12 protein-coding genes, 1 other RNA gene and 1 pseudogene are annotated in these 13,924 nt (G+C 66.8%); 3 read left to right on the top strand and 11 right to left on the bottom strand.

What is annotated here, in order from left to right; translation table 11 throughout:
• Positions 1-36: 36 nt before the first annotated feature.
• A complete protein-coding gene (locus P0M04_RS32375; protein ID WP_259452077.1) occupies positions 37-2,439 on the bottom strand; it encodes a penicillin acylase family protein in 2,403 nt (800 codons plus the stop codon).
• 191 nt (positions 2,440-2,630) lie between these two features.
• On the opposite strand from P0M04_RS32375, the gene P0M04_RS32380 reads away from it, so the two are divergent.
• A complete protein-coding gene (locus P0M04_RS32380) occupies positions 2,631-2,909 on the top strand; it encodes a hypothetical protein (protein WP_259452076.1) in 279 nt (92 codons plus the stop codon).
• Here the strand turns inward: P0M04_RS32380 and P0M04_RS32385 are convergent.
• The 6 genes from P0M04_RS32385 to P0M04_RS32410 all read right to left on the bottom strand — a co-directional run bounded on the left by P0M04_RS32385 (position 2,803) and on the right by P0M04_RS32410 (position 8,789).
• The gene (locus tag P0M04_RS32385; RefSeq protein ID WP_259452075.1) at positions 2,803-4,038 is read right to left on the bottom strand and encodes a polysaccharide deacetylase family protein; all 1,236 of its coding nucleotides are present in this window, start codon (positions 4,036-4,038) and stop codon (positions 2,803-2,805) included. The genes P0M04_RS32380 and P0M04_RS32385 overlap by 107 nt on opposite strands.
• Positions 4,025-5,188, bottom strand: a complete 1,164-nt coding sequence (locus tag P0M04_RS32390; protein WP_259452074.1) for a glycosyltransferase family 4 protein — start codon at positions 5,186-5,188, stop codon at positions 4,025-4,027. Before P0M04_RS32390 ends, P0M04_RS32385 begins: the two co-directional genes overlap by 14 nt.
• Positions 5,189-5,342: 154 nt before the next feature.
• Positions 5,343-5,933 carry a recombination mediator RecR gene (gene recR, locus P0M04_RS32395; RefSeq protein ID WP_259452073.1) on the bottom strand — a complete coding sequence of 197 codons (591 nt, stop codon included), beginning with the start codon at positions 5,931-5,933 and terminating at the stop codon, positions 5,343-5,345.
• A gap of 23 nt (positions 5,934-5,956) precedes the next feature.
• A complete protein-coding gene (locus tag P0M04_RS32400) occupies positions 5,957-6,247 on the bottom strand; it encodes a YciI family protein (RefSeq protein ID WP_259452072.1) in 291 nt (96 codons plus the stop codon).
• A 10-nt stretch (positions 6,248-6,257) separates the two neighbouring features.
• The gene (locus P0M04_RS32405) at positions 6,258-6,584 is read right to left on the bottom strand and encodes a YbaB/EbfC family nucleoid-associated protein (protein ID WP_259452071.1); all 327 of its coding nucleotides are present in this window, start codon (positions 6,582-6,584) and stop codon (positions 6,258-6,260) included.
• A gap of 72 nt (positions 6,585-6,656) precedes the next feature.
• Positions 6,657-8,789, bottom strand: a complete 2,133-nt coding sequence (locus tag P0M04_RS32410; RefSeq protein WP_259452070.1) for a DNA polymerase III subunit gamma/tau — start codon at positions 8,787-8,789, stop codon at positions 6,657-6,659.
• 94 nt (positions 8,790-8,883) lie between these two features.
• Between P0M04_RS32410 and P0M04_RS32415 the strand changes: the two genes are divergently transcribed.
• Positions 8,884-9,567, top strand: a complete 684-nt coding sequence (locus tag P0M04_RS32415) for a hypothetical protein (RefSeq protein WP_259452069.1) — start codon at positions 8,884-8,886, stop codon at positions 9,565-9,567.
• 5 nt (positions 9,568-9,572) lie between these two features.
• Here P0M04_RS32415 and ffs read toward each other — a convergent pair.
• Together ffs and ubiD are read right to left on the bottom strand one after the other, a co-directional pair.
• Positions 9,573-9,671: signal recognition particle sRNA small type (ffs, locus tag P0M04_RS32420), an RNA gene on the bottom strand.
• Between the two features lie 81 nt (positions 9,672-9,752).
• Positions 9,753-11,252 (bottom strand): 4-hydroxy-3-polyprenylbenzoate decarboxylase, encoded by a 1,500-nt coding sequence (gene ubiD / locus P0M04_RS32425; protein ID WP_259452068.1) that lies wholly within the window; start codon positions 11,250-11,252, stop codon positions 9,753-9,755.
• Between the two features lie 514 nt (positions 11,253-11,766).
• On the opposite strand from ubiD, the pseudogene P0M04_RS33005 reads away from it, so the two are divergent.
• Positions 11,767-12,543: pseudogene (locus tag P0M04_RS33005) on the top strand (transglycosylase SLT domain-containing protein); the annotation flags it as partial.
• Between the two features lie 413 nt (positions 12,544-12,956).
• Here P0M04_RS33005 and nusB read toward each other — a convergent pair.
• Both nusB and ribH read right to left on the bottom strand, forming a co-directional pair.
• A complete protein-coding gene (gene nusB, locus P0M04_RS32435; RefSeq protein ID WP_259452067.1) occupies positions 12,957-13,427 on the bottom strand; it encodes a transcription antitermination factor NusB in 471 nt (156 codons plus the stop codon).
• Positions 13,428-13,440: 13 nt separating this feature from the next.
• Positions 13,441-13,920, bottom strand: coding sequence for a 6,7-dimethyl-8-ribityllumazine synthase (gene ribH, locus P0M04_RS32440; RefSeq protein ID WP_056447556.1), 480 nt, complete (start codon positions 13,918-13,920; stop codon positions 13,441-13,443).
• Between the last annotated feature and the right edge of the window lie 4 nt (positions 13,921-13,924).

A 13,924-nucleotide genomic window follows, 5' to 3' on the forward strand; every position in this document is an offset into this window, starting at 1 on the left:
AACTTGGGTTCCCGCCTGCGCGGGAACGACGTTGATTTAGTTCGTGAATTTCAACGTGTGCACCACCGCCCCCGGCAACAACGGCACCGGCTTCCCGCGCACCCAATCCTCGTGCCCTTTTAAAAAGTACGGCGACAGCGGATGCCCGCTCTGCCCGCCGGGCATGTCGAACAGCCCCTCTTCCTCGCGCCCCGGCGCCACCGTCAGGCGCTCCGATTGCCCGAACTTCGGCCCCGCCACGCGCGGCATGTTGGCGTCGCCCGGCAGCTGGTCCGGCGGCACGCTGAGCCAGCGGCGCAGTGCCGGCACCGCAATCGTGAACGGGTGCGCGATCGTCGCCGTGTTGCGCCGGCCCCAGGTGGCCTGCGCGAGCGGCGTGCCGTCTTCCTTCAGGTCCGCGATGGCGCGGTCGATGGCCGCCAGTTGCAGGTCTTGCCAGCTCGCATAGCCGGCCGGCAGCCACGCGGCCGGACGCGCGTCCAGCAGGCGCGCGACGATGTCCGGCCAGCGCGACGTCGCGACCACGATGCTGGCCTTCGGATCGAGTTTCGCCAGCTCCGCATCGACGCCGGCGAACAGCAGGTCATGCAGCGACCACATGAACTGGCGCGCCAGGCGATAGCCGACGGACGTCGTGCTCGCGCGGCCGTCCCAGCTTTGCTCCAGCAGGCGGCGAAACTCGGCGCGCTCCGGATGCTGGTCCAGCGCGCGGGCGTCCAGCGCGGCCAGGGCACGCTCGCGCCAGCCGGCGATGAACGGTGCGCGGTCGTCGAGCGACGCCTGGAACGCGGCCGGCACGTCCGTCCTGTCGCCGAGCTGGTGCACGGTGCCGCTCAACTGGTGCGCGCGCGCCCCCAGGTCGAAGCCGCCGTCGCCGATGATGCCGGCGTCCCCGCCCGCGAGCTGGCGGCTGTTTGCCGTCACCAGCTGCCCGCCGGGAGGATTGACGACGCGCGGATGCTGCGGCGGCGCGAGCAGTCCGGTCCACGTGGGCACGGCACCGTCGGACGCGAGCGGGAACGACACCTTGGAGCCGCCCTGCGCGCGCTGCGGCAGCGCGCCGGCGATGGTCCAGGCGATGCCGCCGCGGTCGTCGCCGAGGACGACGTTCTGCGCCGGGATGCCGTCGCTGGCCGCCGCGGCGAGCGCTTCGTCGAGGTTCGTCGACGCTTCCAGCTTCAGGTGGTTCAGGTTGAGCGCGCCGGGGTCGTGCGCGACCCAGTGCACCGCGTACTGGACGCCGTCGACGGTACGGACCGGACCGAGGCTCGTCTCGAGCACGGTCATCGTCTGCGCCGCTTCACCCTTCACGAGCAGCGTTTCCGTGTGCGCGACGGGCGTCTCCCAGCCATTCGTCGTGCGCACCTGGCCGGGATGGGCGGCGTCAAGGCCGAGGCGCACGAGGTCGAGCGTGTCCGCATAGCTGTTCGTGAACGCCCACGCGACATGGCCATTGCTGCCGACGATGACGGCCGGCGGCGTCCCCGGCAGGCTCACGCCGACGACGCGGCGCGGTTGCCCCTGCGCGTCCGGGAAGCGCAGCGCGAGGCGATACCACGTGTTCGGCAGTTGCAGGCCCAGGTGCATGTCGTCGGAGACGATGGCGGCGCCGTTCGTCGTACGCGTCCCGGCGATGGCGTAGTTGTTGCTGCCGACGGAATCGGTGAACGCCATGCCCGCCACCTGGCGCGCGGGGACGCTTTCCTTGCGGCCCCACCAGGCCGGCGCCGTGGCCGGAATCGGGGCCGGCGCCAGCGCGACGCCGTCGGCATCCATCGGCGTATCCCAGCGGGTCGCTTCGGGCAGCAGGAAGGCCAGCTGGGCCGGATCGAGGTGCGCCGCGAGCCACCCCCGCGCCAGTTCGCGCGGTTCCTGGTTGCCCTGCAAATCGAAATACATGGCCCAGACCGCCAGCAGCGAATCGGCCGGCGTCCACGGACGCGGCGCCGCACGGCTCAGCAGGTATTCGAACGGGCGCGCACGCAGGCCGTTCAGGCCGTCGTTGACGCCGGCAGCGTAGCGGTCCAGGAACGTACGCTCGGCCGGCGTCATGCGCTGCACGACCTGTTCGGCGCGGGCGCGGAAGCGGTGCAGGCGGTGCGCGCGGTCGAGCGGCAGCGCCTTGGCCCCGAACAGCTCCGCCAGTTCGCCGGCGGCACTGCGGCGCAGCAGATCCATCTGGAAGAAGCGCTCCTGGCCATGCACGAAGCCGGTGGCATAGGCGACGTCGAGCCGGTTCGCCCCGCTGATGGTCGGCACGCCGTTCGCATCGCGCTCCACCGTCACGGACGCCGACAGCAGCGGCGAGCGATGCTGGCCGTCGAGCTCGGGCAGGCTCGCGCGCAAGGTCATCCAGGCGCCGCCCGCGACGAGCACCGGCAGCACGACGGCCCCGACCGCAACCCGCCGTCCCCACTTCCGCCATCCACGTTGTCGCATCTCGCTCATCCCTTTGGAAAAGGCGCATCTTGCCAGAAATTGCACGTGCGGGCGAGTACGTGACAACCCTTACCCGCGATGGTTCCCTGCGCGCGATTGAGCAGGCTCTCTCGGAGGCTCGCGCTGGCTTCTAAGCTGTGAGAAGGCGCGCAGGACGCGCGTGTTGGCGAGTGTTGGATTCAGGAGGCACCATGATTCGGGTGCTAAGTATTGGGTTGGTGCTGGCGCTGGCCGCGTGCACGACGCCGCAGGAGCGCGCGGCCCAGGCCCAGGCCGACGTCGAGCGGATGATGGCGATCTACGGACCGGCCTGCGTCCGGCTGGGCTACGCAGCGCAGACGGATGCGTGGCGCAGTTGCGTGATCAGCCTGGGTGCGAAGTACGATCAGCAACGCTATGGACCGCCTGCGGGCTACTATGGCTGGGGTCCGGGTTACTGGCGGGGTGGCTGGTGGGATCCGTACTGGTGAAGCGCGGGTTGAGGCGCTGAGTGACACGGCGCGCGAACTCGGCTTTCGTCACCGCCTCGCGACTTTCCAGCAGGCGCTCCAGTGTCCGCTGGATGTGACGGACCAGTTCCGGATAGCGCGCATCCGGCGGATGCAGGCTGAAGCGCACGAGCGGCGAACGCGCCAGCACGGACGCCGTGGCGTCCGCGATGCGCGGCGACAGGATGCGCCCGCCGCGGTTGCGTGCCGCGTACACGAGCGACGGCGACAGGATCGCGTGCGTGCCGTGGCGGTTGTTTTGCGTGAATAGCGTGGACGTCGCGGGAGCGATGACCGGGTTCGGGTTGTCTTCCGGCAGATCTTGCGGCCGATCTTGCGCCAGATCTGGCAGCGGCGCCGCATCAGCGCGGCCGGGTACATCGTGACGCAGGTCCGTGCCGTTCGCACCTGTCCAATTGCGCGCGTCGAACTGCGTGTTGCCGGGGCCTCGGACAGACTGGTTGCCCCTGCCGGTCTGGACAGCCCCGCTGCCGCCCTGGATGCTCGCGCTGGCATCGCCGCGATACCCCGGCCGCCCGCCGGTGTCGTGCAATGCCTGCTGACAATGCGGTCGCGCGACCGGGCGACGCTCGCCCGCCCCCGGCAGACAATGGAAATGGCTGAACGTGGTCGTGTACGCGAATGGCGCATCGCGCAAGGCCCGCCAGGCGCCCTCGCCCAGCAGCCAGGCCGGCGGGACGAAGCCGGTGGGCGTCCAGCCGCGCGCCGCGAACCAGTCGAGGCCGAGCTCCAGGCGCCGCCGCGCTTCCGACTCCGTCAGTGCCGCGAATTCGCCCTCGCTCCGCGTGTACACGTTGCGCAGGAAGCGCGCGCGCAGGCCGCCGCTGCCCGCCTCCGTGTCGAGATGGCTGTAGCCGTGCAGCGCCAGCTCGTCGCCGCGCTCCAGCGCCACGTTCAGGCAAGCTTCCATCGCGAGGGACTGCTCGGGCCGGAAGTGGTAATGCGGGACGACGAGCCAGGTCAGCGGGATGTCCGCCACGGCGCGCACGGCCTCCACGAGGCGCAGGCAATCGCTCCATGTAGCCGGCGCCACGTCGTGGATCGAGACGCACAGCATGTGCTCGTCAGGGGACCATTCAGTCTGTGACACGGATGCGCTCCCGTTCATGGATCAGCTCGATGGCGATGTCGTCGGCCGCGTGCGGATACCCGTTCAGCAAGCCTTGGTAGCGGCCAATCACCTGCGGCAGGATCTCGTTCCAGTCGTAGCGTTCGACGGCCCTGCGCCGTGCCGCCTGCCCCATGCGGACGAGGTCGCGCTGGTAGATGGCTTCGATCGCGCCGGCCAGGCTGTCGACGTGGTTCGGCTCGGCCAAGATACCTGTCTCCGTGTCGACCAGCTCGGCCACGCCGCCCTTGTTTGTGGCCACGACGGGCAGGCCGCATGCCATCGCTTCCAGCACGATCAGGCCGAACGTTTCGCAATCGCCCGGATGCACGAGCACGTCGCAGCTGGCCAGCAGGCTGGCCAGCTGGCGCTGGTCGCGCCGGAACGGGATATGCGTGACGCGGTCGCAAAACGGCAGCACGCCGCCGCCGCCCACGAGGATCAGGTGGTACGGGTCGCCCAGCTTGCGCACGGCTTCGATAAGGACGTGCAGCTTCTTTTCCGGCGTGAAGCGGCCCGCATAGACGAGCAGGCGCGTCTCCGGGGCAAGGCCCAGGTGTTCGCGCAGGGTCTCGTCGCGGCGCTGCGGCCGGAACACGCTGCTGTCGATGCCGAGCGGCTGGTGCACGGCGCCGGAGACGCCGATCGCCTCCAGCTGCTGCACCATGATGCGGCTGGGTGCCAGCACGAGGTCGAACTGGCGGTACAGGTTGGCGAGGTAGCGGCAGGTGCCGCGCGCGATCCAGCGGCCGAAGCGCGGCTGCACGAGGCGCGGCAGGTCGGAATGGTAGAAGGCGACGGCCGGGATGTCGTAGCGCTTGCGCATGCGCAGCGCGGCCCAGGCGCAGTGGCCCGCATCGCCCGCCTCGACGACGTCGGGCCGGACGGATTCCAGCAGGCGGGCCGGGCCTTCGACGGACAACGGCATGCGGAAGCCGTGAAAACCCGGCAGGCCGGCGGACGGTATCTTGACGAGCGCGGGCACCGTGTCATCGCACGTCTCCACGTTGGAGCTCATGATCGTGTGCTGCACGCGGCTGCGTCGTGCCAGCCAATGGGCCTTGGCATTCAGATAGGTGCTGACGCCGCCTCCTTCGGCCGCGTAGAACATCGTGATGTCGACGAGATGCATGCTTGGGGTCCGGTCAAAGTATCCCCACGATAGCAGCGTAGACGGTGCAGCGGGTTTGCGCACTGTCAAGCGAACACCGCCTGCTGCCGGGAGCCGCTACGATGCCGTCATTGTCGCGCGACCATGTAAGGGCTCCCCGTTTTGGGGAGGCCCATTATGCACTGCGCCTGTCGAGCATGGCGCGCGCGATGGTGCCCGCGTCCACGTACTCGAGCTCGCCCCCGACGGGAACGCCGCGCGCGAGGCGACTGACCTTGAGTCCGCGCGCCTTCAGCATCTCGCTGATGTAGTGGGCGGTCGCTTCGCCCTCGTTGGTGAAATTGGTGGCGAGCACGACTTCCTTGACCCCGCCGTCGCCGGCTCGACCGATCAGCTTTTCCAGGTGCAGGTCCTTGGGACCGATGCCGTCCAGCGGCGACAACCGGCCCATCAGCACGAAGTACAGGCCCTTGTACGTCAGGGTCTGCTCGATCATCATCTGGTCGGCCGGCGTCTCGACGATGCACAGAAGTGTCCGGTCGCGCTGCTCGTCGGCGCACAGGTCACACACCTCGGTTTCAGAGAAGGTATTGCACATGGCGCAGTGATGCACCGCATCGACGGCCTGGTACAGCGCACGCGACAGCATGGCCGCACCTTCGCGGTCATGCTGCAGCAGGTGGAAGGCCATGCGCTGCGCCGACTTCGGCCCGACGCCCGGCAGGCGGCGCAAGGCCTCGGTAAGGAAGTCGAGCGATTTGGACATAATGGACTCGCCTCCGCCAGTGCTTACTGTGCGCGCCAGGCGGACAATGCCTCGGCGGTCATGGTGGGAACGAACTCGGTGACGGCGTAGGTCGCCAGGCCGGCCTGCGCGAACGGATCGTCGCGCAGCGCAGCGTCGAGCTCGGCGCGGTCGGCCGCATGGGCGATGAGGATGCCGCCGTCGCGCGGCTCCTTGCGGCCCGCCATCAGGAACAGCCCGCGCGCAGTGTGCTCTTGCAGCCAGGCGCGGTGCGCCGGGAGGTAGGCATCGATGCGCTCGAGCGGCGCCGTGTAGGTGAGTGTAACGATGAACATAAAATGAGCATCAGAACGGCATCTTGAAGCCCGGCGGCAGCGGCAGGCCGGCGGTCAGGCCGCTCATCTTTTCCTGGGCGGTGGTTTCGGCCTTGCGCACGGCGTCGTTGAACGCGGCGGCGACCAGGTCTTCCAGCATGTCGCGGTCGTCGCCCAGCAGCGACGGGTCGATCGACACGCGCTTGACGTCGTTCTTGCACGTCATGACGACCTTCACGAGGCCGGCACCCGACTGCCCTTCGACTTCGATCAGAGCCAGCTGCTCCTGCGCCTTCTTCATGTTGTCCTGCATGGCCTGCGCCTGCTTCATCAGGCCTGCGAGCTGGTTTTTCATCATGATGTGTTCTCCAAAAAAGTCGGATGGGTAAATCGTTTATACAGTTTATACCGGCGCCGGCGCGGGGCCGGCTCAGGACGCGATCGGCCGCATGGAACCGGGCACGACGAACGCGTCGAACGTGCTCACCATGTTTTGCACGAACGGATCGGCATCGACGGTGGCCTCGGCTTCGCGCTGCAGGCGCTCGCGCCGCGCCTTGGCCTCGGCGCTGGCCGTGTACCAGGTCGGCGCGATCTCGGTCTCGACGTTCACGCGCACGGCCGGGAAGCATTCCTGCAGGGCAGCGCACAGCTTTTCGCTGTTACCGCTGGCGCGCAGCGTGTCGACCGGGACGCGCAGACGGAACGTCGCGGCGGCGCCATCCGCCACGCACTCGATCAGCTCGGTCTGGAAGGCCAGCTGCTGGGCCACGCCGCGCAGCGGCAGCGAGGCCGCGAGCGCCGGCCAGTTGCCGTCCCAGTCGATGGCCGGCACGGGCGTGATGACGTAGGCGTACGGCGGCGCGGAAGGTGCCGCGGCACGGGCCGGCACCGGAGGCGCCTGCACCGCCGGGGCTTCCATCGCCAAGGCACTGTCGTCGGAAAACTCGGTGACCCAGGCCGGCGGCTCGTCGTCGGCGACTGCCTGTTCGGCCTGTCCCTGCGCGGGCTGGCGCATCATCGCCGGCTGCGGCTGGGCGGCGGACTGGGGCTGCGTCCGTGCGGCGGCAGCGGCGGCGCCGTTCGGCGCGCCCTGGTCCCACGGGGCCGGCGCGGCGGGCGCGGAAGGCGCAGCGGCCGGAGCAGGCGCGGCGGCAGCCGGCGGTTCCGCAGCCGGTGCCGGACGCCGTGGCACGCCTCCCATGCGGGAACCGGCGCGCGCCGCTTCCAGCGCGGCATCGAGGGCCGCACGGGCCGACGTCATGGCGCGGCCGGCGCCTTGTGCGGACGGCGCTGCCGCCGGCGCGGGCGCGGGTGCCGCGGAAGCAGCCGGGCCGGCCGGACGCGCCGCGGCGGCCGGCGCAGCGGAGGCTGCCGCTGCCGCGGGACGCGCCGGTGCCGCCTGCGGCATCGTGCGCGCCAGCGCGGCCGGTGCGGGCGACGCCGCCTGCTCGGCGCCGCCCTGTCCCGGGCGGAACGCCAGCATGCGCAGCAGGGTCATCGTGAAGCCCGCGTACTCGTCCGGCGCGAGGCCGATCTCGTTGCGGCCGATCACGGCGATCTGGTAATACAGCTGCACTTCCTGCGGATCGAATTGCGTGGCGAGACGCTGGATGTCGACCAGTTCCGGCAGGTCGTCCGGCAGCGCGGCCGGCACGGTCTGCGCCAGCGCGATCCGGTGCAGCAGGGTGCCGAGGTCCTGCAGCGCGCCGTTGTACGACAGGCTGCGGCTGGCCATTTCATCGGCGACGGCCATCAGGTCGGCGCCGTCCTGGTTCGCGAGCGCGTCGAGCAGGCGGACCAGATAGGACTGGTCGAGCGCACCCAGCATGCCCTGCACGGCGTCGAGCGTGACGGCGCCGGCCGCATAGGCGATGGCCTGGTCGGTCAGCGACAGCGCGTCGCGCATCGAACCGTGCGCGCCCTGCGCGAGCAGGCGCAGGGCGGGCTGCTCGAACGTCACGCCTTCCTGGCCGAGGATGTTTTCCAGGTGGCCCACGATGTGGCCAGGCGGCATCTGCTTCAGGTTGAACTGCAGGCAGCGCGACAGCACGGTCACGGGAATCTTTTGCGGGTCCGTCGTCGCGAGGATGAATTTCACGTGCTCGGGCGGTTCTTCCAGCGTCTTCAGCATCGCGTTGAAGGCGTGGTTCGTGAGCATGTGCACCTCGTCGATCATATAGACCTTGAAGCGCGCATTGCTCGGCGCGTAGACCGCCTGCTCCAGCAGCTGGGCCATCTCGTCGACACCGCGGTTCGACGCGGCGTCCATCTCGACGTAGTCGACGAAGCGGCCGGCGTCGATCGCGCGGCACGGCTCGCACTGGCCGCACGGCTCGGCCGTGATCGATCCGTTGCCGTCCGGCCCGACGCAGTTGAGCGACTTGGCCAGGATGCGCGACAGCGTGGTCTTGCCCACCCCGCGCGTGCCGGTGAACAGATAGGCGTGGTGCAGCCGTCCGGTACGCAAGGCATGGGTCAGCGCACGGACGACGTGCTCCTGGCCAACCAGCGTTTCGAAGTTCCGGGGACGGTATTTGCGGGCGAGGACTTGATAGGACATACCGAGATTTTACCGTAGACCGGGCGAGGCGCGGCAACATTAGACGCTCATCGGGAATTCCCCTACACTGATATTTTTCTTTCAATTAGGAAAAATGAAAAACTCGTTGCGCATCCCGCTGCTTACCACTTCCCTGTTCACTTCCCTGCTGCTCGCGCTGCCGGGCCATGCCGCCGAACGCGAATGGCTCCCGTACCGCAAGCTGGTCGACGTCATCAAGCTCGACAAGTTCGACGCCCTGCCCCAAGCCGAACGCGACAAGGTCATCCTGTACGCGAAGCTGGTGCCGGTGAACAAGGCGATCTCGCCGCTGGATGCGGGCCTCGTCGTCGTCGATGGCGCCAGCCGCACGCCGCTGCCGCTCGATGCCGGCGGTCGCGCTCGCATGGCGCTGAATCCGCAGTGGATGGCACACGACGCGCAGATCTGGACGAGCCTGCCCAAGGGCGAAAAGATGCGCATGGGCTTCGACCTCGGCGCAGTTCTGCCCGAGACGACACAGTGGCGCTACGCAAGCGTGATGGGCGCCATTCCCCAGACCAATGCCGCGATCGGCAAGGTGGCCGGCGCGCTGAGCCTGTTCGTGCCCACGATGAAGTCGGTGATCTTCAAGTTCGACAAGCCGGCCCAGCTGACCATCAAGGCCTCTGGTGGCGACAAGCGCTACGCCAGCGACGCCAAGAACCATGTCAGGCTCAAGCTCGACGAGGAGATGCTGAAGGAAAATCCGCTGGTGGAGGTGTCGATGCGCCCGCTCGAAGCGGAGATCGATGAGTGAAGGTAGTAGGCGAGCCTGATCTGCGGCACTTGCGGTGAACGGCTTTGGCTGCTTCGTTCCCGACCTGACCAGGTAAACCATGCCACAATGCGCAGGGGCCCGCCAGCTCGCATTATAACCGGTAACAGGCATACCGGCAAACTACGGCCGGCATGCCCCGCGCATACCTATATAGAGAGGGGACGTCAGAGCCCGAGCTGCTGCCAGATCCCGTCCACGCGCGCCTTGACTTCCGGCGTCATGACGATGGGTGTGCCCCACTCCCGGTTCGTTTCTCCCGGCCATTTATTAGTGGCATCGATACCCATCTTGCTGCCCAGGCCGCTGATCGGCGACGCGAAGTCGAGGTAGTCGATCGGCGTGTTGTCGACCATGACCGTGTCGCGGGTCGGGTCCACGCGGGTCGTGATGGCCCAGATCACTTCCTTCCAGTCGCGCACGTCGACGTCCTCGTCCACGACGACGATGAACTTCGTATACATGAACTGGCGCAGGAAGCTCCACACGCCGAACATCACGCGCTTCGCGTGGCCGGCATACTGCTTCTTCATCTGCACGACGGCCATGCGGTAGCTACAGCCTTCCGGCGGCAGATAGAAATCCGTGATCTCCGTAAACTGTTTCTGCAGCAGGGGCACGAACACTTCGTTCAGCGCCACGCCCAGCACGGCCGGCTCGTCGGGCGGTTTGCCCGTGTAGGTCGAGTGATAGATCGGGTCGCGGCGCATCGTGATGCGGTCGATCGTGAACACCGGGAACCAGTCCTGCTCATTGTAATAGCCGGTGTGGTCGCCGTACGGGCCTTCCAGTGCATGCTCGAAACCGGACGGGTGGTTCTCGTCCGGATAGATATGTCCTTCCAGCACGATCTCGGCCGACGCCGGCACACGCAGCTCGCTGCCGATCGCCTTCGTCAGGACGGTCCGCTGGCCACGCAACAGGCCGGCGAACTGGTATTCGGACAGCGTGTCCGGCACGGGCGTCACTGCGCCCAGGATCGTGGCCGGGTCGGCGCCCAGCGCCACCGCCACCGGATACGGCTTGCCGGGGTTGGCGATGCAGTGCTCGCGGAAGTCGAGCGCGCCGCCGCGGTGGGCGAGCCAGCGCATGATGACCTTGTTCGGCCCCAGCACCTGCTGGCGATAGATGCCCAGGTTCTGGCGCTTCTTGTTCGGCCCTTTCGTGATCACGAGACCCCAGGTGATCAGGGGTGCGACGTCGCCCGGCCAGCAATGCTGGATCGGCAAACGGGCCAGGTCGACATCGGCACCTTCCCAGACGATTTCCTGGCACGGGGCGCCCTTCACTTCCTTCGGCGCCATGTCCCACACGGCCTTGACGAGCGAACCGAGGTCCATGATGTCGCGGAAGCCCTTGGGCGGCTCGGGCTCCTTCAGGCGGGCCAGCACGTGGCCGATCTTGCGCAACTCGCCGACGTCGTCCGCGCCCATGCCCAGTGCCACGCGCTGCGGCGTGCCGAACAGGTTGGCCAGCACGGGGATCGGATAGCGTTTGCCGGCCGCGTCGACCGGGTTCTCGAACAGCAGCGCAGGCCCGCCGGCGCGCAAGATCCGGTCGCACACCTCCGTCATTTCAAGATTCGGTGAAATAGGCGCGGATACGCGCTTGAAGTCATCCTTTTCTTGCAACTTAGCAATAAAATCCCGCAGATCAGAATAGTTCATTGAATTTTTAATTCTTTTTTACATCTTTTGAGGTGTGCTAACAATCGCCGGCAAGTAGTTGATTTGCCAAGGAATTGATGAGCTCTTATACGTTCTTTAGATCTAAAAGTAATAGAACGCTTGAGTGCTAGTATTGACTTGATATAAACGAGCTTCTACAATCCGCCGTATCAAGTGAGGCAGGCCCGTCCAAGACGTGATTCTAGCCGGTCTCATTCTTTCACGGGGTCGGGGCCCCAGCGACATTTTAGGAGTGTTTTCACTGGGCGTCTGCCCAACCAACCCCGAGACAGTTGTTAGCCACTGGGCGCCTCCACTGCAGCGCTGCCCAGCTGAAGCAAGCAATGACGGCGTTCCTCGACCGCTAAGAGCGGCGACGGACGGTTTTCTGATGCACGGCACAAGTACGCTCGAACGCTGCGCCTACGCGCTGCGCCGGGACTGCTTTTTCCGCGACAAAGGAGAGACGATGATCCATCGCTTCATCGGCACGAGCGCAAGGCTCGTCCAACAGATGGCCAGCCAGCCAGTCACGTGGTCTTCCGTGATCAAAGCGGCACGCGGTGTATTGACCACCGCACAACATACCCTGACCGTTTTCGGTCTTTCCGCAGTAGCAATGATTGCCCTGCTGTACAGCCGCCCCGATTTTGCAAAACGGGTGTCGGATTTCCTGAGCCCGCAACACGCCATGCCGGCGCAGGTTGCCACCGCCAATCCCGCGGTCCAGCTCGTCGCAGCGCGCGGCGCGGATGCCGTCGAGATCGCGAACGACGACAAGGCGGCGAACCGCCCCACCCGTCAGCAGAAATACGTGACGGACTGGCTGTCGCGCCGCTACCGCGTGGCCGGCGACGCCGCCAACATGCTCGTCACGACCGCGTACAGCACGGCGCACGAGATCAAGCTGGATCCCCTGCTGATCCTGGCCGTGATGGCCATCGAATCGGGCCTGAATCCGTTCGCGGAAAGCCCGATGGGCGCGCAGGGCCTGATGCAGGTGATGTCCAAGGTCCACAGCGACAAGTTCGAGGAAGTCGGCGGCTCGCAGGCTGCCCTGAATCCGGTGGCCAACATCCGTGTCGGCGCCCTGATCCTGAAGGATTACGTGAAGCGCACCGGCTCCGTCGAAGGCGCCCTCAAGAGCTACGTCGGCGCCGCGGCAGCCGATGACGACTCCGGCTACGGTTCGAAGGTCCTGACCGAATACAAGCGCCTGAAACAGGTCGCGAGCGGCAAGAACGTCCCGATCTACTTCCCGCCGGCGCCAGCCGCGGCCCGAGCACGACCCTGGCCCAGAAATCGGCCAGCGCGCCGGCCAAGCCGGACACCGCATCGGCCGAGTCGGCCCACGGCAGCACCCAGACCGGCGAGACTGTCGCCGGACTCTGAGTCCACACGAAACATTCCGTTCCTGGTCGAAAGCCACCGTCGGCGCAAGCTGCGGTGGCTTTCATTTTTCCACTTTTCCACTTCGGGGTCAGAGCCCTTTTTTTGGCACGATCCACGGAGCAAATCCACCCCGACCATCCTGCCCAGCATTGCACGCCGCCGGGACGCCGATGCCTTTGCCGGCGCTGGCGTCCGTTTTCTTTGCTATCTGAACATTGATCCAAAATGTGCTCTGACCCCGAATTTGGATGAAAAAAAGCCGCCCCGGTCTCCCGGGGCGGCTTTCTCACTATATATATAGCGGGCAACGAATCAGCGTCGGGTGTCCGCCGCTACCTCGTCCGGACGCAGCTTGCCGGCCAAGCGGTCCAGCACACCGTTCACGTACTTGTGGCCATCGATACCGCCGAACGACTTGGCCAGTTCCACGGCTTCGTTGATCACGACGCGGTACGGGATCTCGATCTGGTTCTTCAGTTCGTACGCGCCGAGCAGCAGCACGGCGTGTTCGATCGGCGACACTTCCGCGATCGGGCGGTCGACGGTGGGTGCGATCACCTCGCGCAGCTCGACCGACTGGGCGATCGCGCCATTCAGCAGTTCCGTGAAGTACTCGCCGTCAGCCTTGTCGAAGCCGTGCGCGCTGCGGATGTTGGTGACGACCGTGGAGGCCGGCTCATTGTTCAGCAGCCATTGATACAGCCCCTGCAGAGCGAACTCACGCGCGCGGTGACGCGGCGTACGGTTCTTGTTGGGATTGGCGTGCGTGTTCTTGTCAGTCATGGTTGTACTCGATTTACTCTTCTTCGGCCTGCAGTTCTTCCAGGCCCAGCAGCAGGTTGGCCATCTCGACCGCGACGCGTGCCGCATCGGTGCCCTTCTCGGCCATGCGGGCTTCCGCCTGCTCGTCGTTCTCGGTCGTCAGCACGGCGTTGGCGATCGGCATGCCGTAATCCAGGCCGATACGGGTGATGCCGGCGCCGGATTCGTTCGATACGAGCTCGAAATGGTAGGTTTCGCCGCGGATGACGGCGCCGAGCGCGATCAGCGAGTCGAACTGCTGCGTCTCGGCCATCTTTTGCAGGGCCAGCGGGATTTCCAGCGCGCCCGGGACGGTCACGTGCAGGATGTCCTCGTCGGCCACGCCCAGGTGCTTCAGTTCTGCGAGGCATGCCGACAGCAGGCCATGGCCGACATCGGCATTGAAACGTGCCTGCACGATACCGATGCGCAGACCCTCGCCTGCCATATTGCTTTCAAAAGTTCCTACCGTCATGGCT

The organism is Telluria mixta (genome assembly GCF_029223865.1).
GTDB lineage: Bacteria > Pseudomonadota > Gammaproteobacteria > Burkholderiales > Burkholderiaceae_D > Telluria > Telluria mixta.

Excerpts from the sequence above, each read along its gene's own strand:
- P0M04_RS32400 (WP_259452072.1), bottom strand. The coding sequence starts at position 6,247 with ATGTTCATCGTTACACTCACCTACACGGCGCCGCTCGAGCGCATCGAT.
- P0M04_RS32375 (WP_259452077.1), bottom strand. The coding sequence starts at position 2,439 with ATGCGACAACGTGGATGGCGGAAGTGGGGACGGCGGGTTGCGGTCGGG.
- P0M04_RS32390 (WP_259452074.1), bottom strand. The coding sequence starts at position 5,188 with ATGCATCTCGTCGACATCACGATGTTCTACGCGGCCGAAGGAGGCGGC.
- P0M04_RS32405 (WP_259452071.1), bottom strand. The coding sequence starts at position 6,584 with ATGATGAAAAACCAGCTCGCAGGCCTGATGAAGCAGGCGCAGGCCATG.
- ubiD (WP_259452068.1), bottom strand. The coding sequence starts at position 11,252 with ATGAACTATTCTGATCTGCGGGATTTTATTGCTAAGTTGCAAGAAAAG.
- P0M04_RS32410 (WP_259452070.1), bottom strand. The coding sequence starts at position 8,789 with ATGTCCTATCAAGTCCTCGCCCGCAAATACCGTCCCCGGAACTTCGAA.
- P0M04_RS32380 (WP_259452076.1), top strand. The coding sequence starts at position 2,631 with ATGATTCGGGTGCTAAGTATTGGGTTGGTGCTGGCGCTGGCCGCGTGC.
- ribH (WP_056447556.1), bottom strand. The coding sequence starts at position 13,920 with ATGACGGTAGGAACTTTTGAAAGCAATATGGCAGGCGAGGGTCTGCGC.
- nusB (WP_259452067.1), bottom strand. The coding sequence starts at position 13,427 with ATGACTGACAAGAACACGCACGCCAATCCCAACAAGAACCGTACGCCG.
- recR (WP_259452073.1), bottom strand. The coding sequence starts at position 5,933 with ATGTCCAAATCGCTCGACTTCCTTACCGAGGCCTTGCGCCGCCTGCCG.
- P0M04_RS32415 (WP_259452069.1), top strand. The coding sequence starts at position 8,884 with ATGAAAAACTCGTTGCGCATCCCGCTGCTTACCACTTCCCTGTTCACT.